Origin of the sequence: Robertmurraya dakarensis (genome assembly GCF_900156875.1) — a bacterium.
In the GTDB taxonomy this organism is placed as follows: Bacteria; Bacillota; Bacilli; order Bacillales; family Cytobacillaceae; genus Robertmurraya; species Robertmurraya dakarensis.
The window spans coordinates 3,453,006-3,478,387 of the sequence record NZ_LT707409.1; the positions used below are offsets into that span (position 1 = coordinate 3,453,006).

At 40.2% G+C, this 25,382-nt stretch carries 28 protein-coding genes and 1 pseudogene; 8 read left to right on the forward strand and 21 right to left on the reverse strand.

What is annotated here, in order from left to right:
- Window positions 1-7: 7 nt before the first annotated feature.
- Window positions 8-1,309, reverse strand: a complete 1,302-nt coding sequence (locus CZ487_RS25205) for an HD domain-containing protein (protein WP_077215110.1) — start codon at window positions 1,307-1,309, stop codon at window positions 8-10.
- Window positions 1,310-1,488: 179 nt separating this feature from the next.
- Complete coding sequence (locus CZ487_RS25210) at window positions 1,489-1,713, reverse strand: YuzB family protein (RefSeq protein ID WP_077215111.1); 225 nt, start codon at window positions 1,711-1,713, stop codon at window positions 1,489-1,491.
- A 319-nt stretch (window positions 1,714-2,032) separates the two neighbouring features.
- Here CZ487_RS25210 and CZ487_RS25215 point away from each other — a divergent pair, with 319 nt between their 5' ends.
- Window positions 2,033-2,809, forward strand: a complete 777-nt coding sequence (locus CZ487_RS25215; protein ID WP_077215459.1) for an RsfA family transcriptional regulator — start codon at window positions 2,033-2,035, stop codon at window positions 2,807-2,809.
- A 138-nt stretch (window positions 2,810-2,947) separates the two neighbouring features.
- Here the strand turns inward: CZ487_RS25215 and lipL are convergent, their stop codons facing one another.
- A complete protein-coding gene (gene lipL, locus CZ487_RS25220) occupies window positions 2,948-3,790 on the reverse strand; it encodes an octanoyl-[GcvH]:protein N-octanoyltransferase (protein WP_077215112.1) in 843 nt (280 codons plus the stop codon).
- 235 nt (window positions 3,791-4,025) lie between these two features.
- Window positions 4,026-5,003 carry a phosphate acetyltransferase gene (gene pta, locus CZ487_RS25225; RefSeq protein ID WP_077215113.1) on the reverse strand — a complete coding sequence of 326 codons (978 nt, stop codon included), beginning with the start codon at window positions 5,001-5,003 and terminating at the stop codon, window positions 4,026-4,028.
- Between the two features lie 296 nt (window positions 5,004-5,299).
- Between pta and hemQ the strand changes: the two genes are divergently transcribed.
- A complete protein-coding gene (hemQ, locus tag CZ487_RS25230) occupies window positions 5,300-6,046 on the forward strand; it encodes a hydrogen peroxide-dependent heme synthase (protein ID WP_077215114.1) in 747 nt (248 codons plus the stop codon).
- 184 nt (window positions 6,047-6,230) lie between these two features.
- Window positions 6,231-6,725, forward strand: coding sequence for a spore coat protein GerQ (gerQ, locus tag CZ487_RS25235; protein ID WP_077215115.1), 495 nt, complete (start codon window positions 6,231-6,233; stop codon window positions 6,723-6,725).
- A 56-nt stretch (window positions 6,726-6,781) separates the two neighbouring features.
- Here gerQ and CZ487_RS25240 read toward each other — a convergent pair whose 3' ends face one another.
- The 16 genes and pseudogenes from CZ487_RS25240 to fdhD form a co-directional block, all read right to left on the reverse strand.
- The gene (locus CZ487_RS25240; RefSeq protein ID WP_077215116.1) at window positions 6,782-7,153 is read right to left on the reverse strand and encodes a DUF423 domain-containing protein; all 372 of its coding nucleotides are present in this window, start codon (window positions 7,151-7,153) and stop codon (window positions 6,782-6,784) included.
- 26 nt (window positions 7,154-7,179) lie between these two features.
- Window positions 7,180-7,452, reverse strand: a complete 273-nt coding sequence (locus CZ487_RS25245; protein ID WP_077215117.1) for a YwdI family protein — start codon at window positions 7,450-7,452, stop codon at window positions 7,180-7,182.
- Between the two features lie 165 nt (window positions 7,453-7,617).
- Complete coding sequence (locus tag CZ487_RS25250; protein WP_077215118.1) at window positions 7,618-7,794, reverse strand: uracil-DNA glycosylase; 177 nt, start codon at window positions 7,792-7,794, stop codon at window positions 7,618-7,620.
- 100 nt (window positions 7,795-7,894) lie between these two features.
- Window positions 7,895-8,656, reverse strand: coding sequence for a DUF4230 domain-containing protein (locus tag CZ487_RS25255; RefSeq protein WP_077215119.1), 762 nt, complete (start codon window positions 8,654-8,656; stop codon window positions 7,895-7,897).
- Window positions 8,657-8,800: 144 nt separating this feature from the next.
- On the reverse strand, window positions 8,801-9,820 hold the full coding sequence (locus CZ487_RS25260; protein ID WP_077215120.1) for a thiazole biosynthesis adenylyltransferase ThiF: 1,020 nt from the start codon (window positions 9,818-9,820) through the stop codon (window positions 8,801-8,803).
- Window positions 9,821-9,902: 82 nt separating this feature from the next.
- The gene (moaD, locus tag CZ487_RS25265; RefSeq protein ID WP_077215121.1) at window positions 9,903-10,136 is read right to left on the reverse strand and encodes a molybdopterin converting factor subunit 1; all 234 of its coding nucleotides are present in this window, start codon (window positions 10,134-10,136) and stop codon (window positions 9,903-9,905) included.
- On the reverse strand, window positions 10,129-10,593 hold the full coding sequence (locus CZ487_RS25270) for a molybdenum cofactor biosynthesis protein MoaE (RefSeq protein ID WP_077215122.1): 465 nt from the start codon (window positions 10,591-10,593) through the stop codon (window positions 10,129-10,131). The genes moaD and CZ487_RS25270 overlap by 8 nt, the downstream gene beginning before the upstream one ends.
- Before the next feature lie 12 nt (window positions 10,594-10,605).
- Complete coding sequence (locus CZ487_RS25275; RefSeq protein ID WP_077215123.1) at window positions 10,606-12,522, reverse strand: molybdopterin biosynthesis protein; 1,917 nt, start codon at window positions 12,520-12,522, stop codon at window positions 10,606-10,608.
- 14 nt (window positions 12,523-12,536) lie between these two features.
- Window positions 12,537-13,766, reverse strand: coding sequence for a molybdopterin molybdotransferase MoeA (locus tag CZ487_RS25280; RefSeq protein WP_077215124.1), 1,230 nt, complete (start codon window positions 13,764-13,766; stop codon window positions 12,537-12,539).
- Window positions 13,747-14,376: a molybdenum cofactor guanylyltransferase gene (mobA, locus tag CZ487_RS25285; protein ID WP_077215125.1), complete on the reverse strand. Its 630-nt coding sequence runs from the start codon at window positions 14,374-14,376 to the stop codon at window positions 13,747-13,749. The genes CZ487_RS25280 and mobA overlap by 20 nt, the downstream gene beginning before the upstream one ends.
- Before the next feature lie 27 nt (window positions 14,377-14,403).
- Window positions 14,404-15,201, reverse strand: coding sequence for a formate dehydrogenase accessory protein FdhE (locus CZ487_RS25290; RefSeq protein ID WP_077215126.1), 798 nt, complete (start codon window positions 15,199-15,201; stop codon window positions 14,404-14,406).
- Between the two features lie 117 nt (window positions 15,202-15,318).
- Complete coding sequence (locus CZ487_RS25295; protein WP_077215127.1) at window positions 15,319-15,987, reverse strand: formate dehydrogenase subunit gamma; 669 nt, start codon at window positions 15,985-15,987, stop codon at window positions 15,319-15,321.
- On the reverse strand, window positions 15,980-16,798 hold the full coding sequence (locus CZ487_RS25300) for a 4Fe-4S dicluster domain-containing protein (protein WP_077215128.1): 819 nt from the start codon (window positions 16,796-16,798) through the stop codon (window positions 15,980-15,982). The genes CZ487_RS25295 and CZ487_RS25300 overlap by 8 nt, the downstream gene beginning before the upstream one ends.
- 3 nt (window positions 16,799-16,801) lie before the next feature.
- Window positions 16,802-19,201, reverse strand: a pseudogene (fdnG, locus tag CZ487_RS25305) (formate dehydrogenase-N subunit alpha); the annotation flags it as partial.
- A 12-nt stretch (window positions 19,202-19,213) separates the two neighbouring features.
- On the reverse strand, window positions 19,214-19,786 hold the full coding sequence (locus tag CZ487_RS28245; protein WP_202617874.1) for a twin-arginine translocation signal domain-containing protein: 573 nt from the start codon (window positions 19,784-19,786) through the stop codon (window positions 19,214-19,216).
- A 62-nt stretch (window positions 19,787-19,848) separates the two neighbouring features.
- Window positions 19,849-20,616: a formate dehydrogenase accessory sulfurtransferase FdhD gene (gene fdhD / locus CZ487_RS25310; protein ID WP_077215129.1), complete on the reverse strand. Its 768-nt coding sequence runs from the start codon at window positions 20,614-20,616 to the stop codon at window positions 19,849-19,851.
- 491 nt (window positions 20,617-21,107) lie between these two features.
- On the opposite strand from fdhD, the gene pdxK reads away from it, so the two are divergent.
- The 4 genes from pdxK to CZ487_RS25330 all read left to right on the forward strand — a co-directional run bounded on the left by pdxK (window position 21,108) and on the right by CZ487_RS25330 (window position 23,536).
- Entirely contained in the window at window positions 21,108-21,938 is an 831-nt protein-coding gene (gene pdxK / locus CZ487_RS25315; RefSeq protein ID WP_077215130.1) for a pyridoxine/pyridoxal/pyridoxamine kinase, read from the forward strand.
- A gap of 162 nt (window positions 21,939-22,100) precedes the next feature.
- On the forward strand, window positions 22,101-22,445 hold the full coding sequence (locus CZ487_RS25320; protein ID WP_077215131.1) for a YojF family protein: 345 nt from the start codon (window positions 22,101-22,103) through the stop codon (window positions 22,443-22,445).
- Between the two features lie 21 nt (window positions 22,446-22,466).
- Window positions 22,467-23,138 carry a bacillithiol biosynthesis deacetylase BshB2 gene (gene bshB2 / locus CZ487_RS25325; protein ID WP_077215132.1) on the forward strand — a complete coding sequence of 224 codons (672 nt, stop codon included), beginning with the start codon at window positions 22,467-22,469 and terminating at the stop codon, window positions 23,136-23,138.
- A 17-nt stretch (window positions 23,139-23,155) separates the two neighbouring features.
- On the forward strand, window positions 23,156-23,536 hold the full coding sequence (locus CZ487_RS25330; RefSeq protein WP_237562945.1) for a rhodanese-like domain-containing protein: 381 nt from the start codon (window positions 23,156-23,158) through the stop codon (window positions 23,534-23,536).
- A 390-nt stretch (window positions 23,537-23,926) separates the two neighbouring features.
- Here CZ487_RS25330 and CZ487_RS25335 read toward each other — a convergent pair whose 3' ends face one another.
- A complete protein-coding gene (locus CZ487_RS25335; protein WP_237562982.1) occupies window positions 23,927-24,655 on the reverse strand; it encodes a Crp/Fnr family transcriptional regulator in 729 nt (242 codons plus the stop codon).
- A gap of 253 nt (window positions 24,656-24,908) precedes the next feature.
- On the opposite strand from CZ487_RS25335, the gene CZ487_RS25340 reads away from it, so the two are divergent.
- On the forward strand, window positions 24,909-25,361 hold the full coding sequence (locus CZ487_RS25340; RefSeq protein WP_077215133.1) for a cytochrome c family protein: 453 nt from the start codon (window positions 24,909-24,911) through the stop codon (window positions 25,359-25,361).
- The last annotated feature ends 21 nt before the right edge of the window (window positions 25,362-25,382 follow it).

The following is a 25,382-nucleotide window of genomic DNA, read 5'->3' on the forward strand; positions in this document are numbered from 1 at the left end:
CTGAAATCTATCGATAATCTAATAATGTTCTAATCTGTTTTTTTATATTTCTCTTGGTGGAGTCATCTTGGAGAAAGTCTCCTGGAAAATAAAGCTTATGATCGGTTCTTCTTTTTCCAGAAATCGCATCCACAATTTCTGACTCTCTTGACAATTCACGATTTTCCCCATTCCTCATTAACAGATGAATCGGCAGTCTCTCTTCCTCTTCCCCCGGCCGATAAAAATCATACGGGAGATCCGAAGAGGAGTCTACGACCAAATAATAATCCGGGTCGATTCCAGCCTTCAAAAATAACACGGATAGCTCTGCAAGCTTTTTATATTCTTTTGCAGGATCAAACTCAACATATTTGAAGAGATTGCGGTTTACAAACCTTTTACATAAATCCTTCAATATCTCATCGTCTTCTTCCTGCCACATTTGAAAATAATAAAGAATAATCGCTTCATCCAGTTTTAAATAGTCTTCGACAACAAGTTCACTGTTAAAGATGGAAGTGAAATGAATAGGAAAATATTTAAAGGAATATGATTTCTGATATAATTCCTTCACCCTTTGAAGGATTTTGGTCAATATCACTTCAGCACTTCGTGTTACAGGATGAAAATATACCTGCCAGTACATTTGGTAGCGGCTCATAATATAATCTTCTACTGCATGCATTCCTGTCTGCTTGATGACGACCTGATCCTCCTGCGGACGCATTACGCGCAGAATTCTTTCCATGTCAAAATGACCGTAGCTCACACCAGTGAAATAGGCATCTCTCTGCAAGTAATCCATTCGATCTGCATCAATCTGACTTGAAATTAAGCTGATAACCAATTTATTATCGGACGTCTTCCCTATCACTTCTGCTACTTGTTTAGGAAAATCATGATCTACTTTTGATAAAATATCGTTAACTTCCGTATTGCCGAGAATGATTTCTTGTGTATACTGCTCATGATCGGTATCAAACACTTTTTCAAACGAATGAGAAAAAGGCCCGTGCCCTAAATCATGAAGCAATGCCGCACAAAGTGAAAGAAGACGGTCTTCTTTATTCCATTCAGGCCTGCCATTAAACACATCATCGACAATTCTCCGAATAATTTCATATACTCCTAGAGAATGATTGAACCGGCTATGCTCTGCCCCATGAAAAGTTAAATAGGTTGTTCCGAGCTGCTTAATTCTGCGCAATCTCTGGAATTCCTTTGTGCCAATCAAATCCCATATAACCTGGTCACGAACATGTACATAGCGATGAACAGGATCTTTAAAAACCTTCTCTTCACTTAGCTTTTGCTCAGCGTAACCCATTTTTCACCCTGCTTCCTTCATATATCCCTTGATGGAAATCGCATATGATCTTGTCCTTTATTATAGCTTAAATTCAATCCACAAATCACCATATACTCAGAAAAAACTTCCAATTATGACAAATTTCCCACAATCTGTTCAAAAAGAAAAATCACCTTCAAAAATAAGAAAAGGTGACTTTATTTCTTTAGCTTTTTATTGATTTTTTCCATCAGTTCGTCTTCACTTAGCGCAGCTAATGGGCGATTGTTTACAAACGCAAATGTTTTTTTACGCCCTGGGCCACAATAAGATTGACAGCCTATTTCTATTTTTGCTTCAGGATCGATTTCCTTTAGCTTCGGAATTAACGTCTTTAAGTTTACTGCCTGACAATCGTCGCAAACCCGAAATTCGTTTGCCATAGTTTACAGCCCTTTCTACATAAAACATCATTCTATAGTAAAAGTATTTACCTTCTTTATTATTTCTACACACTTCTTGTCTAAACGTCATTTTACATTTTCTCTTCTAGTAATGCAAGCTGCAATCATTAACAACATAGGGGTTTGTTGTCATCTTATTCATCGCATTGTTTTAATTTTTTCCAAACTGCTGTTTATTTATATAAAAAACTACTATCCTTTTAATCACTTTGTATAAACTTCCAAAAAAGTGGTCATATTAAGAGTAGAGCATGCTTATTCGCAGATCATATAGAAAGTTTAAGGAGTGAATAATATGATGAAAGTCCGACAAGACGCATGGACAGATGAAAATGATTTATTGCTAGCTGAAACCGTACTTAGACATGTTAGAGAAGGAAGCACACAATTAAATGCATTTGAAGAGGTTGGGGACAAGCTTAACCGCACTTCAGCTGCTTGTGGGTTCCGCTGGAATGCCGTTGTGAGACACCGCTATGAAAAGGCCCTCCAGTTAGCGAAGAAACAACGAAAGCAGCGTCAAAGAATACTAGGAAAAGATCAAGGCGGAAAGAAAAAGCTATTATATTCTCCACCAACACCGTCTATGGAAGAAATTGAGTTATTATCAACGCAAACACCACAGGTTGAAACAACAATAGGAAATGAGGAAATCTCGACGGAACTGCAGCCAAGTGTGTCAGTGCCATCAACAACAGCATCAACACCGACAGTAGCACCAGCACCGTCTACACCAACTTACTCATCAGTGCCTGCAGCTGGTAGAGAGCTTAGCCTTGAAATGGTGATTTCTTATTTGCAAAATCTAGGCAGTTCAAATTTACAGGTTGATATTTTAAGAAGTGAGAATGAAAGATTGAAGCGTGAAAATGCAGAGATGAAGAAGTTAAATCAAGAACTGGAAGAGAAGATTGGAAAGCTTGAACAAAATACGGAAACCATTCAGGAAGATTACGAGACATTGATGAAAATTATGAATCGTGCTAGAAAACTCGTTCTATTTGAAGAAGAAGAACGTCCAGCAACTACCTTTAAAATGGATCGAAATGGAAACCTTGAAAAAGTTGCAGAGTAGAATTTTTAAAATGTCTAAATAAAAATACATTAATAGACAACTATATTGGAGAAGAGATTGGTACCATCATCTTCGATTAAAAAGGCCGAAAACGAAAACAAATTGGTTCTCGGCCTTTTCGATTAGAAAAAATTCGGCTTAAATACCGTTAAAAAACTTTTCATTCCGTTCGACTACGCGCTGATGATATCCTTCAAAAACCGGCCATTCCTCTGCTATTAACGAACCGCTCTCTAACCGCTGGCTTCGCTCCTTTAAAGCCTTTAAAAAGCGCAGCATCGTCTCTTCAATGGAAAGGTCAATTCCTAAAAGCTCCGACAAAGATGCCATCACGCCTTCATCAATTTCCGGATAGGAAAACTTTGTTTCTTCATCCCTTTTAGCTAAGGAATAAAATTGTTTAATGAGCCCTGCCCTTTCGCTGCCACTTCCTGTCACACAAAGATAAATCTGCACAGCTACCCCTCGCCGCAAGCGGCGCTGAGAGATCCCCGCAAACTTTTTGCCGCCAATGCTAAGGTCATAGCTGCCAGGACAATAGGATCCAATAATTTCTCTTGCTTCTATTTCTACTTGGAAATCCGCAAACATTTCCTTTATTAATAAATACATTGCTTCATAGCCGCGGTTGATATCAATCCCTTTTTCTTTTTCCGGAAAAACAAGCGAGATATTCAAAACACCACGGTCAAGCACAACAGCTAACCCGCCTGAATTTCGGACAATGATTTGATAGCCTTCTTTTTGTAAAAAATCCAAGCCATCCTTCACATATGGCAGCTTTGTATCCTGGATTCCTAATACAATCGTTCGTTCATGCACCCATGTTCTCGCTGTAGCAGGTGATAACCCTGAACCAACCGAAGCACACAAAGTATCGTCCATTCCAAATGATTGGAGTGCGCTGGCATGCAAGCCGACTGCCGATTGATCGATTACTCTCCATACTTCCTGAATCAATAGATTTTGTGCTTCACTCATGCCGCCCGCCCCTTATTCAAATAGCATTAAAAATTAGTATAGTTGGTGTATCACTCCACGATGAACCCTTCCACGTGCTTTTTATTCAAAATAAAGGCACGCTTCAGGGACCATCGTTCCGTTAAATTTTCAATTACCAATAAAATATCAATTTATTATAGCATAATACTCTTAAAGTCCGTACCTTCTATAGCATAGTAAAAGCCAGCCTGAGTAAGGGCTGGCTCCATCACAATTATTGATTCAATGCCTGTGCAGCAGTAATTAATGAAAGTTTGTAGACATCTTCTTCATTACAGCCTCTTGATAGATCATTTACAGGGCGATTTAAGCCTTGCAGAATTGGCCCCACTGCCTCAAAGCTGCCAAGCCGCTGTGCAATCTTATAACCGATATTCCCTGCCTCTAGACTTGGGAATACAAACACATTAGCATCACCTTTAATAGCTGAATCTGGTGCTTTCTTTTCGGCTACAGAAGGTACGAATGCAGCATCAAACTGGAACTCGCCGTCTACTAAAAGACTGGAATCCATTTGCTTCGCAAGCTCCACAGCTTTTGAAACTTTTTCTGTTTCAGGTGACTTTGCTGACCCTTTTGTTGAGAAGCTTAGCATTGCTACTCTTGGATCGACATCAAACATCTTAGCGGTTTTTGCACTCTCAACAGCAATTTCAGCTAAATCCTGGCTGTCCGGAGCAATGTTAATCGCACAATCAGCAAATACATATTTTTCGTCTTCGCGAACCATGATGAACACGCCAGACGTTTTGCTGACCCCTTGTTTTGTTTTAATGATTTGCAGAGCAGGACGAACCGTATCAGCGGTAGAATGTGCAGCACCACTCACAAGTCCGTGTGCTTTATTTGTATGTATAAGCATCGTTCCAAAATAATTTTCATCTAGTAAAATCTTACGCGCATCTTCTTCCGTTGCTTTCCCTTTTCTTCTCTCCACAAAAGAAGCAACCAATTCATCCATTCCTTCATAAGAGTTTGGATCAAAGATTTCCATTCCTTCTAGCGATACATTTAACTGCTTTGCCTTCGCATCAATTTCATCTTTATTGCCAATCAGTATAGGCGTCAGGATATTTTCTGCAGACAATCTTCCTGCAGCTCCAATAATTCTTTCATCTAGTCCTTCCGGAAATACGATCTTTATATTTTGACCGCTGACTTTTTCCTTTAATCCAGTAAATAGGTCACTCATTCAAAATCCTCCTTTAATCCTTACCCTTTTAGAATACTCTTCCTATAAGGAATTTCAAGAAACCCCATCCATAGTAGCGCTTTCATTCCCTAAGTTTATATTTTCTGAATAATCCACCCTTAAGGCATACTTAATATTTACTTATACAGGCAAAATTATCAGCTATATAGGGAACTTTTTAAAAACAGAGATTCGGCAAAAATTGACAAAGTAAAGCGCTTCACTTTATGTAAACAACTGAAAATATGATATAGTAAGTCATGAGATTTCCAGAAAATATTTTAGGAGTGATCATAATGAGTGAAGCAGCACAAACACTTGATGGATGGTATTGTCTTCATGACTTTCGGGCAATTGATTGGACATCTTGGAAAATGCTAACAGAAGATGAACGCCAAACTGCGATTGCTGAATTTCTAAGCTTAGTTGAAAAATGGAATAAAACGCAAGAAGAGAAAAAGGGAAGCCATACCCTTTACACAATTGTTGGTCAAAAAGCAGATTTCATGATGATGATTTTAAGACCAACGATGGGAGAGCTTAATGAAATCGAAACGGAGTTCAATAAGACAAAGCTTGCTGAATATACAATTCCAGCCTTTTCTTATGTTTCAGTGGTAGAGCTAAGCAATTACTTGCCTGCAGGAGAGGATCCATACCAAAACCCTCAAATTCTAGCTCGTTTGTATCCTACTCTTCCAAAATCAAAATATATTTGCTTCTATCCAATGGACAAGCGTCGTCAAGGCGAGGATAACTGGTACATGCTTCCGATGGAAGACCGCCGCAATTTAATGCGCAGCCATGGAATGATTGGCCGTCAATACGCAGGAAAAGTAAAGCAAATCATTACAGGATCTGTTGGCTTTGATGATTACGAATGGGGCGTTACTTTATTCTCCGATGATGTCCTGCAATTTAAAAAGCTTGTCTATGAAATGCGCTTTGATGAAGTAAGTGCACGCTATGGAGAGTTTGGTACTTTCTTTGTCGGCAACCTGCTTGAAGAAAATCACGTTGAGACATTTTTACATGTGAATTAATCATGATCTTAAGGGAAATTGGCGGGCGCTAATTTCCTTTTTTCTATCCTTTTTAAACCTTCTTCTCCTCTAAAATATTGTCATAAAAAAAAGCTGCCCTACATAACCATTCAATAGTGAGTGATTTTTAAATGCAGCCGTAAAGTCCTTTATTTTATGATCATACATTTAGGAGGGGAATTCTTTGACTTATAATCAACAATATCCATATTGGCAGCAACAACAGCAATATCATGGAGCAAAGCCAGCTCAGATGCCTGCATATGGTGCACAGCCTAGCATGGGTCAGCCGACCATACCCACTCAGTCCGGAGGCATGTTTCCAGGAATGCCAGGAGTACCAGGAGTACCAAATGGAGGTGCTACACCACCGCCGCCACAGGTACCGGGGATGCTTCCATTAGAGCAATCTTATATTGAAAATATTCTGCGTCTGAATAAAGGAAAGCTTGCTCGTGTAGTGGCCATTTTTGATGGTGCTAACGGAGACGGGAATACTAGAACCTTTACCGGTATTATTGAAGCTGCCGGTCGTGATCACTTAATTATGAGCGAACCGGAAACAGGGAATCGGATTCTCCTGCCAATGGTGTACTTCGGTTATGCCACATTTGAAGAAGAATTAGAGTATGATTATCCATACGGGATGCCTGGTGCAACAACCTATCCTCCTAGGTAGGATTGCCACTAAAAGACAAGGGAGCTTTGATAGTATCAAAGCTCCCTTTCTCATTGTTATAACCATTTTACTGCTGCAATGACAACTAATACCCATGCAACCAAAAACGATACTCCCCCAAATGGAGTGACAGCACCTAGAATGGAAATTTTCGTTAGCGATAAAACATATAAGCTTCCTGAGAATAAAATAATCCCAATTAACATCAGCCATCCAGACCACGTAAGCAGCGCGCTGGCCGGGAATTTCCCAAGCAGGACACCAACAATCAATAGACCGACAGCATGAAACATTTGATACTGAACGCCGGTTTGCCATGTTTCCATGTATTTTTGTTCTACTTTGCCTTCTAGCCCATGTGCTCCAAAGGCTCCTAGTGCAACAGATAAGAACGCATTAATCGCCCCTAAAATAATGAGTACTTTCATAATCTACCTCTCCCCCTGTTCCATTCCTAAAAATCAAATAGTGAATCTCCATTCGCATCATCATCCATTTTCAGCCTTTGCGGCTGCCCTTGAACAGGAACGACCTGTTCTTTAGGTAAAGAAGTTACTACAGGTTTTTCAACAAGCTGGACGGTCTTTGAACGATCATCCAAAACAAGTTCACACAAAGCCTTGATCGCATGTATTCTTTCTCTTATTCGGGCTTCAGAACCACTAGCTTTTGCCTGTTTTAATTCATCTTCTATTTTTCCTAAAAGCTGTTCTACAGATATGTTCAATCCTAACACCTCTTACCCATTCTTCTCCATTATTTAGCACCATTCTATCAGTTTCTGTCTTAAGTATAAAGCACAGTCCCCATTAGCGGAGGTTCTTTTACACATCTCCCATCAGAACAGTCGCAGGAAGTCATCCTGTCCCACGTCTTTTTCAAAAAATCGATCCTATTTCTTCTCATACTTTAAACATGACTGACCAGAAGCCTTTAACACTTCCATCGATGGAAGACGTCTTGTTTTAAATCCAAATGCTTTACAGCCTTTTGGAAAGTTACGGTCCCAAGTCACGTAAAAATGACGGCATCCAAAACAATTAATCTTTTCCTCTTTCAAATCTATCATTTCCTTTTAATCCTAAGATTCGCCATAGGTAATCATATATTTACAATTTTAAAAATGTTTCACGTGAAACATGTATATTTTTATCGAAAAACAGTGAAACCTAGCTCTCTACAAATTGAATGCTGACATCATATCCGATTCTCTCGAAAAACTCTATCAATGTTTTCTTCGCATTCTCTTCTGCAATTTCTAGAAGTCCCTGCGCAATCGCTTCTTCTTTTACCAGCGCTTTTGCCTCAGAAGCCAGACCATACGCCTCTTCCCAATTTACATCATTTCGAAAAATACCCTCAACAGAGAAGGTTTGGACTTTGTCAAAATCTAGAGATGGATCTTGAATAATTTCCGCCCTAGGCAGAATGATCTCCATCCTCTTTTCTTCTTCATCTATTTTCACATCATTCAATTCAATATTTTGCAGATCTACCCCCGCTGTTACGGTTCCTGGTACGACGAGAAGCAGCTTCCTTTTGGTCCCAGGGATATTGGTGTTAATTTCTTTCCCAAAGAGCGCATTATCTTCCTTTTCAATAACGGCTTTCACAAATGCCTGTGAAGAAGCAAGTGAAGATAACTCTTGTATTTGTTCTATGAAACTACCCTTTTCCACTTGCTGAGTACTTCCTGCAAAATATCGAAAAGTTCCTATGCCAATGCCACAACCAATTAAAATCGTTATAATCAAAAAGATAACAACCTTAACCTTCCAATTTCTAAAACCTGCTTTTATAAAAGTCCCAAATGAAAGGGAACGATTTTCTGACCCAATCACTGCTGTTCCTGCAGTTTGGTTTTTACCTTCTCTTAATTCATGCCTGATCGCTTCAAGCTGCGCCAGGATTTCATCATCCTTTTTCGACATCTATCTTCCCCCTTCGCACTCGCTGTCCTACTATTATAAAATGAAAAGCCCGTGAGTGGTATTCTTTTAATTAGAAGGATTGTCGGTTTAAGTCGTTTTTAACGCAAAAAAAACTGGCCTGAAAACACTCAAGCCAGCTATGTATTAACCTAATATTCTTTGATAAATGGACCTAGCCTGTGATAAATCCTTTGTTCCATGAATGAGTGCTCTTCCATCTTGAAAAATAACAAGGCGGTTTTCCCCCGTCTCAACAGAGACAAGATAAGGATTTCCCTTAACCTCATATTCCAAGGTCTTTAAGTGTGAAGCTAGTTCATTTAAATTGATTTCTATCTTCTTGGGCGGACGAATCTGAACCGTGTCCCTGCCGCATAGGACGGACGTTTTCATCAGGTTTTCTTTATCGAGATAAGGATACGTTCTTTGTGTTCCACAAGATAAACAGCCCTCATCTTTTACCTTCGACATTTTAATACTGCTATACTGGTTTCTCCACAAATCAAAGCTGACAAAAGAGTTTCTTAACGCATCGTAATCTTCTACCAAGATTTTCAGCGCCTCTGCTGATTGATGGGCAATGACCATTTGTACGGTAGGCGCAATAATTCCAACCGTATCACAAGTCATCCCCTGGATAGGAATGGACTTCAACAAGCAATTGAGACAAGGTGTTTTCCCAGGAATGATTGTAAAACTCATCCCAAAGCTTCCCACACAAGCACCGTAAATCCACGGAACTTCATGCTTTTGCGCGATATCATTGATCGCCATTCTAGTTTCAAAATTATCGGTGGCATCAAGAATCAAATCAACATCCTGAACAAGTTCCTCTAACAGCTCCGGATTCGCATCGCCAACAACCGCTGCAATGTCAACATCAGAATTAATGGCCTTGAGTCTTTTCTCTGCAGCAATGGCTTTTGGAAGCTTCTGTGCGACATCCTCTTCCGTGTAGAGCTGCTGGCGTTGGAGATTGCTGGCTTCCACATAGTCACGGTCGACAATCGTCAGCTTTCCAATCCCTGCGCGCGTCAATATTTCCCCATTACTAGAACCGAGCGCACCAGCTCCAATCATCAACACATGCTTTTTCCTAATTTTCTCCTGCCCATCATGACCAATCGGTGTAAATAACATCTGACGAGAATAACGTTCAAACATTCTAAGCTGTACCTCCTTCGGTACCTGGTACCATAAAAAGACATTGTCCACCTTAGGTGGACATTTTTTTAAATACGTATGGTCATCCGCCGCTCACTGGCGGGATAAAGGCGATTTCGTCTCCTGCCTTGATGATTTCATCATCTGATGAGAATTCTTCGTTTACGGCCGTCATAACGGTATCAAACTTCTGAAACTGATACTTATCTGAAAGGTAAGACTTTACCTCGGCAACTGACTTCCCAGAGACATCAATTCTAATGGATTCTTCACCAACCGTGTCCTTCAAATGAGCAAAAAACAAGATCTTATTCATGTAAATCCTCCTCCTCTGGCTTTCCTGTTGGATAAGCTTTTTTCTCAAGCTGATCGCCAATCCATTCTTCTCCGTCTTCCCAATGTTCTTTCTTCCAAATCGGTACGATTTCTTTGATTCTTTCAATAGCATGACGATTGGCTTCATAAGCATCCGCACGGTGCGGTGTTGATACCGCAATCACAACGGCGACATCCGTAATGTCCAGACGGCCGACTCGGTGTGTAATTGCTACCTTAGCACCTTCCCAGCGTTCCTCTATTTCACGGCCGATTTGTTCTAATTTCTTCACGGCCATTGATTCATAAGCTTCATAGATTAAAAAAAGCGTTTTTTTTCCGTGCGTCAATTCCCGAACTGTCCCAATGAACGTTGTGATCGCGCCGGCTTCACGCTGGACCACTTTATCGATGACAGATTGTACATCAATGGGATCCTTTGATATTTCAAAATTCATGTTGTCACCTCATTAGAAAATGATAGGTTCTGGGTTAGAGACGACAGCATAACCGCCAATTGCCTCTACCCTTTTCTTAAATCCTTCGCTATGTATGATCTTCAGAAGCTTCTGGCCTTGATCACTCTCAAAGAAAGATTTGGTCATTAATAAATCATAATCCTCATCCGCTACAGGAATAAATTCAAGTCCCATTGCCTTCGCAGCTGGATAAATTCCCAGCCCGACTGCTTTTTCATCGCCCTTCACTTCAGCTGCCACACTTAAATGTGAGAACATCTCTCTTTCATAGCCGATGATTTCATCCGGGTTTATAGAATTCTCCTTTAACAATAAATCAAAAAGAATCCGCGTCCCTGCTCCTTTTTGACGATTCACATAAAGGGCCTTCTTTTTCGCAATATCCTCTACGTTCTCAATACCCAGCGGATTGCCCTTTGGAAGCAGCCAGCCTTGTTTTCTTTTTAAAAACGGATAAAGAACTACATCTTGTCCCGCTAAGAATCTATTCACATACGAGCGGTTATATTCCTTTGTCTCAGGATCAAGCAAGTGAATTCCCGCTACATGGGCTTCACCTTTTTTAATTGCCATGATGCCAGCCATGCTTCCGACATGGCTGGAGATGATTTTTGCATCCTTTTGTTCATTTTTCAAAAAAGAAGATAAAATATCGATGGTTAAGTCATGGCTGCCATTAAAGACAACCGCAGACTGAATTTCTTCTAATGGTTTATAGAGTTCTAACTCAACGTATTCACCTTGTTCATACCCAAGGGCATCAGGAGGCACAATTAGCAGCCCATCTGCCCGTGCGAGGGACATCGTCACACCGGCTGCTCTTGTTAACGGGTTAGCAATATATTCCCCATTGACATAACCAATATTCATTCTTAAAAAGTCCTCTGCCCCCATCGTGGAAACGATTCTGCGGCCAAGCTTGACTTTCAATACCGGCCGTTTCGGCTCTGGGATTTCTAAGTAATCACAAATTAATGGTCTGACAAACCATTCAAGGGCAAGATAAGCAGACACCGAATACCCAGGAATGCCGACGATCACCGTATCATTTATCTTTCCAAGTATCGCAGGTTTGCCAGGTCTTGTCGCTACCCCATGCGTAAATACTTCGCCTAATTCCTCAATAATATGAACGGTATAATCCTTCGAACCTGCAGAAGAGCCAGCATTAATGATCACGATATCAGAGGCGGCACTTGCTTCCAAAAGCGCATTTCTAATCTCCTCCGGCTCATCACGAACAATGCTATGTAATAAAGGCTTGCCTCCCCATTCCTCTATGTAGTTTGAGATGACTGTACCGTTAAACTCTATAATCTTGCCTGGCGCAGGATTGTCATCTGCAGATACAAGCTCATTACCAGTTGGAATCACGGTTACGATTGGCTCCTTAAAAACCTTTATTTTTGTCGTTTGCGATCCTAATAAAACACCTGTATCAACAGGGCGGATTTTGTGTCCCTGTCCAAAAAGCATCTCTTCTTGAACAATATCCTCGCCGATCGGGCGAATATGCTGCCAGGGAGATGCTGGTTCGATAATCTCTACAACATCCTCTGACAGTTCTTCCACATTTTCGATCATAATGACGGCATTATAAGGAGATGGTACAGCGTTCCCCGTATCAACATAGATAAAGTCTTCATTTCGTTTTAGCTGAATCGGATTTTGTTCATGGGCCGAGAACGTATTCTCCGCCTTTACGGCAATCCCATCCATCGCAGAGGCATGATAATGCGGCATGGAATTCAGCGCATAAACAGGCTCAGCTGTAATCCGTCCAAGAGCGCCACTGCTGTGGATCCACTCTGTTTTCTTAGTTGGTTTAAAGTGAGAAAGAAGCTCCTCTCTCGCCACTTTCCGTGGTTTATCCTGCAGATAAATTTTTCGTTTATATGCTCTTGCCATTTTTCCCACACACCCTATTGAAATAATATCACTGGTACTGAATCTCCCTTATGAACCCCTTCGCTTTCAGCAGAAATTTCAATCATTCCTTCGCTTTTCACAAGAGTTGAGATTAGACCAGATTTACCAAATATCGGTTCAGCCATCCACTCTCCATCCTCTTCAATAAGCCTCACGCGGACATAATCCGTTCGGCCGGGTGAAGATGGAATATTCTTCGTTACTTTTGCAAAAGCTAGCTTTGCTTGTTTCTGCTGTATGCCTTGCAGGCAATGAAGTACTTCTCTGCCAAATAAATGAAAAATAATCATAGCAGAAGCAGGATGTCCAGGCAGACCAATGACTGGCTTGCCGTTCGCCATTGAAAGGATGGTTGGCTTTCCCGGCTTAACCGATATTCCATGAACATAAACACCTGGTTCTCCCAATGATTCAATGACATCAACGGAGTAGTCCTTTGTACCAACAGAGCTTCCACCAGAAAGAATGAGGCAATCTACCTTCTCGAGCATTTCTCTCATTCTTCTTTCTAGTTCATTACGGTCGTCTTGGACAATGCCGCCGTAAATAAACTCAAGCCCCCAGCTGCTTACTTGAGAGCCGACCACAGCTCCGTTCATATCGCGCACTTCCCCAATGGATAGCTCCTTCGTTTCTAGCGGAACAATTTCATCACCGGAAGACAAGTAACCCACAATTGGTTTTCTAAACACCGTAACATTGGTAATTCCCTGTGAAGCTAATGCGCCAATTTCTTGGGAGCGCAGTCTTGTCCCTTTTGCTAAAAGGATTGTCCCTTCTTTTAGATCTTCTCCAATCGAAATGACATTTTCACCTGGGGCCACTTGCCGATATAGATTTAAAAGGCCGCTAATATCCTCAGCGTGCTCAATCATAATTACGGCATCGCTTCCCTCAGGCAGCATCCCGCCAGTTGGAACATACATGGCTTCTCCACTTTGAAGAGGACGATCCGGTTCTTTCCCCATTTTCACTTCACCGGTCAAGTTTAAAAAACCAGGCATACTTTCAGATGATCCGAACGTATCCTTTGCTTTGACTGCGTACCCATCAACCGTTGAACGCCGGAAGTTTGGTACGTTTTCACGAACAGTAATATCTTCAGCTAAAACGAAATGAAGCGCTTCAAAAAGTGGTTTCGTTATTTTTTCTGTTAATGGAGCAACTTTTTCATTAATTAATTGAAATGTTTCTTCTACCGATTTAACTTGAAAAAATTTCATGATTCACTCTCTCTTTACGACCCTTCGACATATTTTTTGCTTGATGGTATTCTTCTGGATGATTCATATTATAAAAATCAGTACTATTAAAATGATACCCGAGATTTTCCAATTGGGTTTCTGTTAGTATTTTAACATGAATCCTGTCAAAAAAGCTTCTGATACGAAGTTGTTCTCTCTTTAAAGCCTCTTCAATTTCCTCTTGAACATCCTTCCGGTAAGCCGCAAAAAGAGGGTGAAGCTGCCCTTCTATCTCAGGCACAACTGCCTGATATTCTGACAGTTCTTCTAACAGCAGTGTACCAAGTGCCGGTGAAACAAATGGCATATCACAAGCAACAATCAGGTTTCTTTCCGTATCCGATGCTGACAGACCCGCATGGATACCCGCTAAAGGCCCCATTCCTTTATATCGATCCTTTACCATCGGCAATTGTAAAAACTTATAATCCTCAAATGAGTTAGTCACAATGATCATGTTGTTAACATTGTGCCTTAGCTCATCTATAATTCTTTCAATGACCTTTTTGCCGTTTATATCCAACAAGGCTTTGTTGGTCCCCATTCTAGTCGATTTTCCCCCAGCTAGAATGATTCCTGTTGTTTGCATGGGATACACCTCTTTTAGTAGATTAGCTTAATGGACATCTTTTCCTTCTGAAACTCCGTATCCATGTTCCTGTGCAATATAATCAAGATGAATGAACTTGCTGTCTAATAATTGCGGGGCATCCTTTCTAATCAGCTTGCGGGTATCGATTACCTTTGTGTAGCCCTTGCATTCATGACAAACATGAACCTCTGCCCGATCATCTTTTTCAACCCTTAATATTTCAATTTTCCCTGGCTCCTCACAGCCGCAATGAGCACAGCTGATTTTCTTTTCTTCCCAAGAGTAAGAACAGCGCGGGCAAGTTATTTCTTTCTTTCCTGTTTTGCTAATCACCGCTAACCGAGATGGTTCCCCACAGGCAGGACAGCCATGGTGAGCTTTTGCTTCTTTCAGAATTTCATTTAATTCTGCTGCTGCTTTTTGTAAAAAAGGTCTTACCCCATGCTCTGCAGCAAACATAGGAAGCCAATCCTTCACATTTGCGTTTTTAGCAAACTCCTCAAAAAATAAATGATTAACAGCAATTCCTTCTTGGAACCATTGTCCCAATACGTCCATAGTTAATACTTCTTTTAGCTTTGCAATATCTCCTGCTAAACCTGGCTGATTTTCTTCTAAGAGTGTGAACAGCTCTAGAATAAATCCTTGATAGTCACTTAGATCAACTTGCAGCTGAATTTGAGGGATGATCGGAAAAACATCCACTTTTGAATACTCTTCCTCATTTGTTAATGTCTGATTCTCAAGAGTGTCTCTCCATTTCTCACTTAATGCTTGTATTTGCTCTTCTTGCTCTAAGTATTGTTTATTTAAAACTGACATTATGGTTCACCTCATCATTTTTAATTCATGTAAATAGAGGAAAAGCTACCCACGGGAGGCGGGGTAGCACTTTCCTTTTTTACTATAGTGTTTGTCAAAACGTAAGCCATTATCTTCTTATGCATGCTTTTTCTTGTTTTCTTCCTTCACTTCATCGTACCAGCGTCCATGATGGTCTTTCGCATACTCTTCTGTAACATCCCCTTTGAAAATCCCTCTTAATGAAGGCTTTGCAAGGGCAATCGACATATAGATATGACCAACAACAACAGCTGCAGCCAGACCAAGTCCAATGTTATGAATAGGATATGCCCACATCACGACCCCTTGACTGAAGTTTTGCGGAAACCACATAACTAGTCCTGAAAAGATCAGCATCAGTGTCGTAAAAATCATTAACCAAGAGTTTGCTTTTTCTCCAGCATTGAAGAAGTCCTGCTTCGGAACCTTTGCTTTACGTCCAAAAAACTCCTTTGGAAACTCTTTAAAGAATTGAATATCATGCTTTTTCCATGAAAAAATATTCTTCATCCAGTTCTTAAAGCCTTTTAAGTCTAAGAGAATCATAATTGGCAGCGGCAGCATGAAGGCAACTGCTGCAATTCGGTGGACGAGACGTGCACCTGCCGGACCTCCAAATACTGGATAAAGCCAATCAAAGAACTCCGTATACATTGGAAGGGCAGAAATATAAAGGACAAAAAATGCAGCGGCATTCACCCAGTGAGAAATAATAAAGCCTTTATTAAAACGTTTAATCGTTTTTTGCTTATTCTTATTACTCATGGTCTTGCCCTCCTTCATGGCCGCCTTTTTCCTTATTGATTGCTGTTGAAATCACCGCACCAACTACCGCCATTGTGGTAACACCAAATAATGCTTTTCCAAGTGGCTGTGCATAGTCTTTCCACACGATTTGTGATAATGGAACCTTTGGATTTTCTGGAAGTCCATATACAGATGGTTTGTCTGCTAATAGATAGACAGAAGTTGTTCCTTTGATTCCCTGCGGATTATAGATATTCGCATTCGGGAAACGTTCCTTAACGACAGCTAGGCGCTTTTCAGCTTCAGCTAATACTGTATCTTTTTCATCATAAATTAAGCAATCCGTATGACAAGCCGTTACACAAGCCGGCTTTAAGCCTTCCTCTAAACGACTTGTACATAAATCACATTTTTGTGCTTTTCGATATTCTTTCCCATATTTATCCTTATATGTTGCTAACTCAACAACATCAAAAGTACAGCCTTGAACGCAATATCCACAGCCCACACACTTATCAGCATCGATCACGACTGATCCAAACTTTGTATGGCTGATGGCATCCTCCGGACAAGCCTTTTCACAAGCCGCTTCGACACAGTGAAGGCAAGATTGATGTCTGAAAAGCCATTCAAAGTTACCATCAGATCTTTGATGTTCATTAAAAGTTAGAACATTCCACGTGTTCGCCGTAACCTTTTCATGTGATTGGTATGATCCAGAGAAATCTTGCGGCTCTTCTGGAAGGTCATTCCAGTTCTTACATGCTACCATACAAGCTCGACATCCATCACATTTGGTTACATCTACAAACTTAATATAATCTGCCATCTATTACGCCCTCCTTACATCGCATAGAAATGCTTTGTATTCTGGTATTGATGAGTTTGCATCTCCGATATGCGGTGTTAAGTGGTTGGCTGTTGCGCCTATTGCAATTCCTTTATAACCGAAATGCCATGGCATACCGATTTGATGAACGGTCTTATCCTTCAACTTATATGGTTTGAATCGTTTTGTAACCATAGCATATGCTTCAATTTCACCGCGTGCTGATGAAACGAAAATTTTATCTTTGTTTTTGATGCCTTTTTCTTTCGCTAACTCTTCACTAATCTCTACAAACATATGCGGCACTAGCTCTGCAAGTCCTGGAAGACTTCTCGTCATTGCTCCAGATTGCCAGTGTTCTGAAAGGCGGTAAGTCGTTGCGACAATCGGATACTTCGAAACATCCCCTTGAGGGTTCATTTCCTTTTCACCGAACTGAACAGCTGGATTGAACTGGACACTCGAGAACGAGTTCAACATCGGATTTTCAAATGGCTCATAATGTTCTGGAAGTGGTCCTTCATTTAATCCGGTAGAATAAATGGCACCCTTTCCTCCTGCAATCATGATAAAAGGATCTTTAAAGGTCGGGTCATCAGGTCCTTTTGTCACCACGAAGTCCGGAACATCATGTCCCATCCATTTGCCTTCTAGTGCATTCCATTCGATTCCAACACGATCCTTGCTCCATGCTTTACCATTTAAGTCAGCACTTGCACGGTTGTAAAGAATCCGGCGGTTTGCAGGCCATGCGTATGACCAATTCAAGAAATTGCTCATGCCTTCGTTCGTACTGTCACGACGTTTTGATAGATTGCCTTCTTCTGGATAAAAACCGCAATAAATCCAGTTTCCACTGCATGTTGAACCGTCATCCTTTAAATCTCCAAAGCCTTTAACCTGCTTTTTCGTCTTCATGTCGTAGCCATTAATTTCACGGCAGACAAGATCGATATCCGGATGATCATGTTCACCATAATCCCAAGTCATTGCCTTCATTGGAAGGTCTGCAGGGTTTGAACTATTTTTATAGTAATCTTTTAATTTACGTGCCAGCATATGAACAATCTCTAAGTCTGCTTTAGATTCCCCTTTTGGCTTAATAGCCTGCCAGCGATATTGCATCCAGCGTCCTGAGTTTGTAACGGACCCTTCTTTTTCAAAAGAAGCACATGCTGGAAGGAAAATAACTTCAGTCTGAATGGAGGCAGGATCAGCTCCCGCTTCTTTTTGCCAGAATGATGATGTTTCAGTTTCAAATAAATCTACTGCCACCATCCATTTTAAGTTGCTAAGTGACTCTTTTTCCTGACGCGCATTCGGACCGCCGACAGCAGGGTTTGATCCGAATAGAAGCAATCCTTCCAGCTCTCCGCGATACATAGCATCAAACAATCTCATAAACGAGTAGTTTTTGCCTGCAGAAAGCTTTGGAATGTAGTGATAGCCAAATTCATTTTCTTTTGTCGCGTTATCTCCATAGAACGACTTCAGCATGCTTGTATAGAACTTTGGTGTGTTTACCCAATATCCCGCTTTAGGGGTAATTCGATCAAGGAAACCTTGATAAGTTGAATCTACCTCTGTCGCTTCTGGCGTTTTCATATATCCAGTTACATTGTTGTACAGAAGTCCGAAGTCTGTTGAACCTTGTACGTTTGATTCTCCGCGAAGTGCGTTAACACCGCCGCCTTGGATTCCAATATTCCCTAAAAGTAATTGAAGAATAGCGTATGAACGAATGTTTTGCGTACCAACTGTATGCTGTGTGGTACCCATCGCATATAGAATCGTACCTGCTTTTCCTACTTCTCCTGTTGAACCGTATGTTTTACAGATATCTAAATACATTTTCTTATCTGTACCTGTTACACCTACAACCGTGTCAACGTCATAGCGGGAAAAATGCTTTTTCATTAGCTGGAATACACAATTTGGATCCTTTAATGTTGGGTCTGTTAGGACTTTTCCATCCTCATCCGTTTTGAAAGCCCACTTTGTTTTGTCATAGCTTCTTTTTCCCTCATCGTAGCCGCTGAACATTCCATCCTCAAATGAATAGGTATCAGTAACTAAATAAGCTGCGTTTGTATAATTTGCAACATACTCTTTGTGGTAAAGTTCATTCTCTAATACATAGTTGATCATCCCGCCGATGAACGCGATGTCGGTTCCAGAACGAAGCTGTCCGTACATATCAGCCATCTGAGATGTTCTTGTATAACGCGGGTCAACCGAAATCAATTTCCCGCCATTTTCTTTTGCTTTTGTAATCCATCTAAAACTAATCGGATGATTTTCAGCTGGGTTTGCACCAATTATCATTAAAACGTTGGCATGCTGAAGATCGTTCCAGTGATTTGTCATTGCTCCACGACCGAATGTTGGTGCCAGACCGGCAACCGTTGAACTGTGTCATATTCGGGCCTGGTGTTCTATATATGTTAATCCTAATCCTGCACGGAATAATTTCTGCAGCAGGTGGCATTCTTCATTATCAAGTGCTGCTCCGCCTAGATATGCAATTGAATCAGTGCGATTCACTGTAATTCCATTCTCTTTTTGGATAAAAGTCCGGTCTCTTGTTTCGATAATGTTTTTTGCCACTTTATCGAGTGCAAAGTCCCAATCGACTTCTTCCCATTTATCGCTTCCCGGAGCACGGTATCTTGGCTTTGTTACACGCTTTTCAGATGTATAAACCTGACGGACCGTTGTTCCTTTACTGCATAGCTTTCCTTCATTAATTGGATGATCTGGATCACCCTCTGTATAAACAACATCATCTTCTGTAGAATAAACTAAAATGCCGCAGCCTACTGCACAATATGGACAAATGGTCGGCGTTGGCTTTAGCTTCGCAATTTTAAAATCACTTGATTCCGCTCTAGCTTTTTTCTCATCAAAACCAAGCTCAACAACTGCTAATGTAGCTGCAACGGCACCAGATAGCTTCAAAAACTGTCTTCTGGTCACATTCATTTCCATTGCTCTTCCCCCTCATGCTAGTTTCTTAAACTATAAAAACTTTATTTGAAAATCCTAAAAAGTTAGGATGATCCCCCAATAACTCCTGCTCTTTCATCTAAGTCGTTAATGACGCGGCCAAATGAGGTATATTGTATTGCCATTTTCCCTCTCAAATAGCCAACGACTTCAATATTCAAATACTTTGCAAGTTGAATAGCTTGTTTAGTTGCGGCTGTTCTTGACCCAATGACAGCAAACCCAAATTTAGCAGCTTTCGAGAGCATCTCATAGGATATCCTCCCGGTTGTAATCAGTAATAAAGAACCCGGGTCAAGCTGATTTCGGACAGCATGTCCAATGATCTTATCAACTGCATTATGACGCCCAATATCCTCCCTAACGGTGATATCGCCTTTTTCGTTAACGATGCAAGCGCCATGCATTCCTCCTGTTTCCAGATAGAATGGAGAGTTTTTGGCAAACTCACTGCGTTTCTTCAACACATAACTTAATGGGTATACTTTTTTGCCTTTAACTTTATTAAAAGTCTTCACATCAGTCATCGAAAAGAAAGTAACACCTCTTCCGCATCCTGCTGTGTAGTGCTTCTTCTTAGAAAACATTTTCTCGCTGTCGAAATTGGCTAATTCCACTTGAATAACTCCAGAGTCTTCATTAATGAAAACCCTTTCAATATCATTAACCCCCGAGATCATTCCTTCAGAAAATAAATATCCATAAACCCAATCCTCTAAATCACTCTTTGTCAGCTGAAAAACAGCCACTTCAAAATCGTTCACTACAAGGGTGATTGGATATTCATCTGGACAGCCTTTTCTATTGTTCATTTCCCCACCTCATTTAGCAAACAATTATTCTGACCTTCCTATTTTAAGAAAGTTATCTATTATTCTCTGCGACAAAAATCACAAAATAAAAATTTCCGGTTCTTAAAAGGATGTAATTGTTTGCGTTTCACTAAATAAAGTACTTAAAAATGCTGAAATATATATTTTTCTTGAAAAGTAAACAATGACATAAACGTTCAAGATTATTGATTTTTAGATAACCCTATAGCTCATGCTATAACTTCCCTTTATTGCTGACTGTGATGTTTGTCACGAATCAATGCTGTTAAATTCGATTAAAGAAATATTGTAATAAAGTGTTCAAAATTCACTATTTTTCTTAATAACGGAAACAACTATATTAATTGACAAGTTAATTTATTTTCTTAATATAAATAAACTGACATGGTCAAATTAATAATAACTGACCTTTTACCAGGTCCACATTTTACTATAAAATGGAACCAAAACTTCTAGGGGGATTAAACTCTATGACAATGAAAAAAGTTCTAACCATCGCCGGTTCTGATACGAGTGGCGGAGCAGGCATCCAAGCTGACTTGAAAACATTCCAAGAGCTTGGTGTATACGGAATGACCGCTTTAACCGTAATTGCAACAATGGACCCTAAAAATAATTGGCATCATAATGTATTCCCTATTTCTCTTGAAGCGCTTGATGCACAATTAGAAACCATCCTCTCTGTTAACATTGATGCAATGAAAACAGGTATGCTGGGTTCTGTAGAAGTGATCGAGCGTGCGGCAAAAGTAATTGATGAAAACAACTTTGACCGAGTAGTAATTGACCCTGTTATGGTTTGTAAAGGAGAAGATGAGGTCCTTCATCCTGAAACAGCAGATGCTCTTCGCGAAGTGTTAACACCAAGAGCATTAGTGGTGACACCAAACCTTTTTGAAGCATCTCAACTTGGACAAACGGCTCCTATCCGCACAATCGATGATATGAAAGCAGCAGCTGAAAAAATTCATGCTAAAGGTGCTAAAAATGTATTGATTAAAGGCGGAAGCAAGCTTGATCATGAAAAAGCTGTGGATCTTTTATTTGATGGAAAAGAGTTCACACTTTTCGAAAGTGAGCGCATTGATACACCTTATGTTCACGGTGCAGGCTGCACATACTCTTCTGCCATTACAGCAGAATTAGCTAAAGGAAAGTCAGTTAAGGAAGCTGTAGAAACAGCGAAAGCGTTCGTAACAGCTGGAATTCGCCACGGCTTTAAATTGAATCAGTATGTTGGACCAACCATGCACGGTGCTTACAAATTATTCGGTGCAACAGAAGGTCAAACAGTAAAATAATAATTTCAGAAAAACAGAGTCTAGACAGGCTCTGTTTCTTTTTGAAGGAATTTTTACCTATATAGGAACAACCTTTTCGCTTTTTGCAGGTAATTTTAGTAAGATAAAAATATCTTTTTTAGTGTTTTTCAAATGTAAAAACAGAATAAGGAGGCATTGATTATGGAACCAGTAATACCAGAAAAGGTTCAAGCAGAGTTAGATCGATTTGCGAATCAAGATGTGTTCCTTCATCTCGAAACAACCAATGGAGCTTACGCCGCCCATAAGGATCAGTCTTTTTTCAATTCGGGTGCCTATATCCGCAACGCACTCATCCAATATGAGCTTGGGAAAGTTACAGGGATTGGACCTTACCGAATCGGTCTGAAATTAAATATTGGCTGGGTATATGCTGAAGGAATTACTCATTTTGAAGTAGATGACCAGGAACGGCTGCTTTTAGCAGGACATGACTACCAAGGAAAACTTGCTGTCGCCCTGCAAATTAGCAAAACTCCGTTTTAATTAAGAAAGGAGATGGACATAATGGAAAAAGAACGACAATTATTAGTTGTCTTCCCCCATCCCGATGATGAAGCTTTTGGTGTTTCAGGAACAATTGCGACACATATTAACAATGGGACACCCGTTACATATGCATGCCTGACATTAGGAGAAATGGGTCGAAACATGGGTGATCCCCCTTTCTGCAACAGGGAGACTCTTCCATTGATCCGCAAACAGGAGCTTCAAGATTCTGCAAATATTATTGGGATTAAAGACTTAAGAATGTTAGGTTATCGGGACAAAACGATCGAATTTGAAGATGAAGAAAAGTTAATCAATCATATGGGTTCCCTAATAGATGAGCTGAATCCGTCCCTCATCATTAGCTTTTACCCAGGTTACGCCGTTCACCCAGACCATGATGCAACTGGAAGAGCTGTCGTGAAAGCGGTAGAACGCCTTCCCAAGGAAAAACGCCCGAAACTCCATTTAGTGGCTTTTTCAAATAATTGCATTGATGAGCTCGGTGAACCTGATATCCGGCATGATGTTAGTGCTGTAATGGATACGAAAATTGCAGCAATTAAAGCACACCGTTCGCAAACACAGCTCATGGCAACAGAAATGGAAGAAAAGCTGAAAGTAAATGATCCAGATATGATTGCTTGGCTGCAAAATGAACGCTTTTGGACGTACAGTATTAAAAATTAGTAAAAAGGAGGAAGAACTTGAAAAAACAGATATTTCTTTTCATCATGATTTTAATGGTTCTTTCAATCATTACTGGTTGTTCACCAAAAGAAGCGTCAATTGAAAATGTTAGCAGAGAGAAAGCAAAGGAACTTATCGAAACAGAAGAAGTGGCGGTCATTGATGTCAGGACACAGGAAGAATACAACAATGGACATATTCCAGGGGCCCATCTGCTGCCTCTTGATCAATTGGAGTCACAGCTTGATGATTTAAACAAGGACCAGCCATACTTAATTGTATGCGAAACTGGAAATCGCTCCTTACAGGCAAGCAAGCAGCTTCTCGATAACGGCTTTAATCATATTTATAATATGGAAAACGGCATGAATGCCTGGAGTTATGAAATTGAAAGATAAGTACACAAGTAAGTCCACCTGTTTTAGCAGGCGGACTTTTTTTTATGAAAGAAGCTTTTCAAGGACTTGGGTTCACTTTTGAAGTGCAAGTGAAAAAGAAGGTTAAATCTCTTACGAAAAGTCCGGTGATTTTTATAGAAAAATAGGCGGAGAATTTCCCGCTAATGATTAGAGGAGAGGCTGAATTAGCAGATATAAGCGGAAAAATTTCCCTTTATCCGCTCTCATTAAGGCAAAATACAAAGATTTGGCTCTTATAAAGGGAAAAACTCCCCTTATAATTTAGGAAATATGGGTATTTCCCAACATAAGTGGAATTTTTCCCTTTATTTTTTTAAACACCCGATACACTTGTTTGCACCATTAAAAAGAAACCCCATTTCAGGAGTTCTAAATTTTTTTATGGGTTACGCCGCAAAATCGGCACCAATCTAATATGATAATATGCTTTTCCTTGATCTCGATAAGACCATCTTTTTTTAATTTTGAAAATACCCTGCTGACACTTTCTCTCGAAGTTCCAACCAGTGTAGAAAATTCTTGTACAGTGAGCGGGAGTTCAATAAACATTTGATTACAGCGGTTGGCCCCAAACCTTTCTGCCAATCTTTCTAGTGTCTTCATCGTCTTAGTATAGACATCTAATAAAGCAATATCTCTCATAATGGAAGTCATATCTCTAAGAGAATCGCTCATATAGCGGATCATTTGCACGGCTAATTCTGGAGAAAGCAAAAGCTCTTGTTCAAGATCGGCTGTGTTTAAAAAGTAGACCTCCCCTTCCTTAATCATCGTGCCTGTTGCAGGATAGGTTTCTCCATTATTAAACAAACAAGCCTCAGCAAAAATTTCGCCTTTCTTTTTAATGCATACAATTAACTCATTTCCATGTTCATCCTGTTTTGTCAACTTTACAATTCCTGAGTGAACAAAGAATACTCCTTTTGCCATTTCGAATTCAGACATAATTTTTTCACTTTTTCTAAAGCTCATTTTTCGGATCCGTTTATCAATGAGTTGAATCGACTGTCGAGGCAAATTCCGAAAAACTTCAATCTTTCCCAAAAACTCTTCAATATGTGCTTGAGAACCGTCAAAATTTGATTCAGCCATTTCCATTCCCAATTCCCCACCTCCGTTTTTGACAGACTTATGTCTAACTTCATTTTATCGAAGCGCTTTCGTTTAGAATGTGACTTACCTCACATTTCTGCCAACTCCTTCGCTCAAAAGCGACCTAAATAACTCTGACTTCACAAAACCTTCAAAATAACCCTCTTTTTTTGTGAAAAAGATCACACTGTTAATCCCTTTTAAAAGTTAGCATGTAAATGTACTAACAAACGTGAACCATTTAGGAGGGAAAACAGTTTTGAAAAAGCCAATTATTCAATTCATTATTAGTGCTGTAATTGGTCTTGGAATCGGTTACTTGGCATTTGACGTCATTGCGGCGGGCAATAGCAGCGAAACTGAAGTTGCTTCGACTAGTAACCAAACAACCGAAACAACTGCTGACACAAATAAAGAAGAACAACCTGCAGAGGCAGCTGAAACTGCTACCGCATCTGGTGAAGAAAGCATTCTTCAATCTAAAGGATGTATCGGCTGCCACTCTGTCGAAGGGTTAAACCTCACTGGCGGAGCAACAGGTCCAGATTTATCACAAGCTTTCAATAACGTAGAAGGAAAACACGGCAAGCCTTTAGATGCATTCTTAAAGGAACCAACATCTGCTGTTATGTCAACAGTTATTAGCGGAAGCCCGCTGACTGATGACGAAATCACTCAAATCGTGGACGAGTTAAAAAAGGCTTCGGAATAAGAAATGCGGAAACGCCTTGTC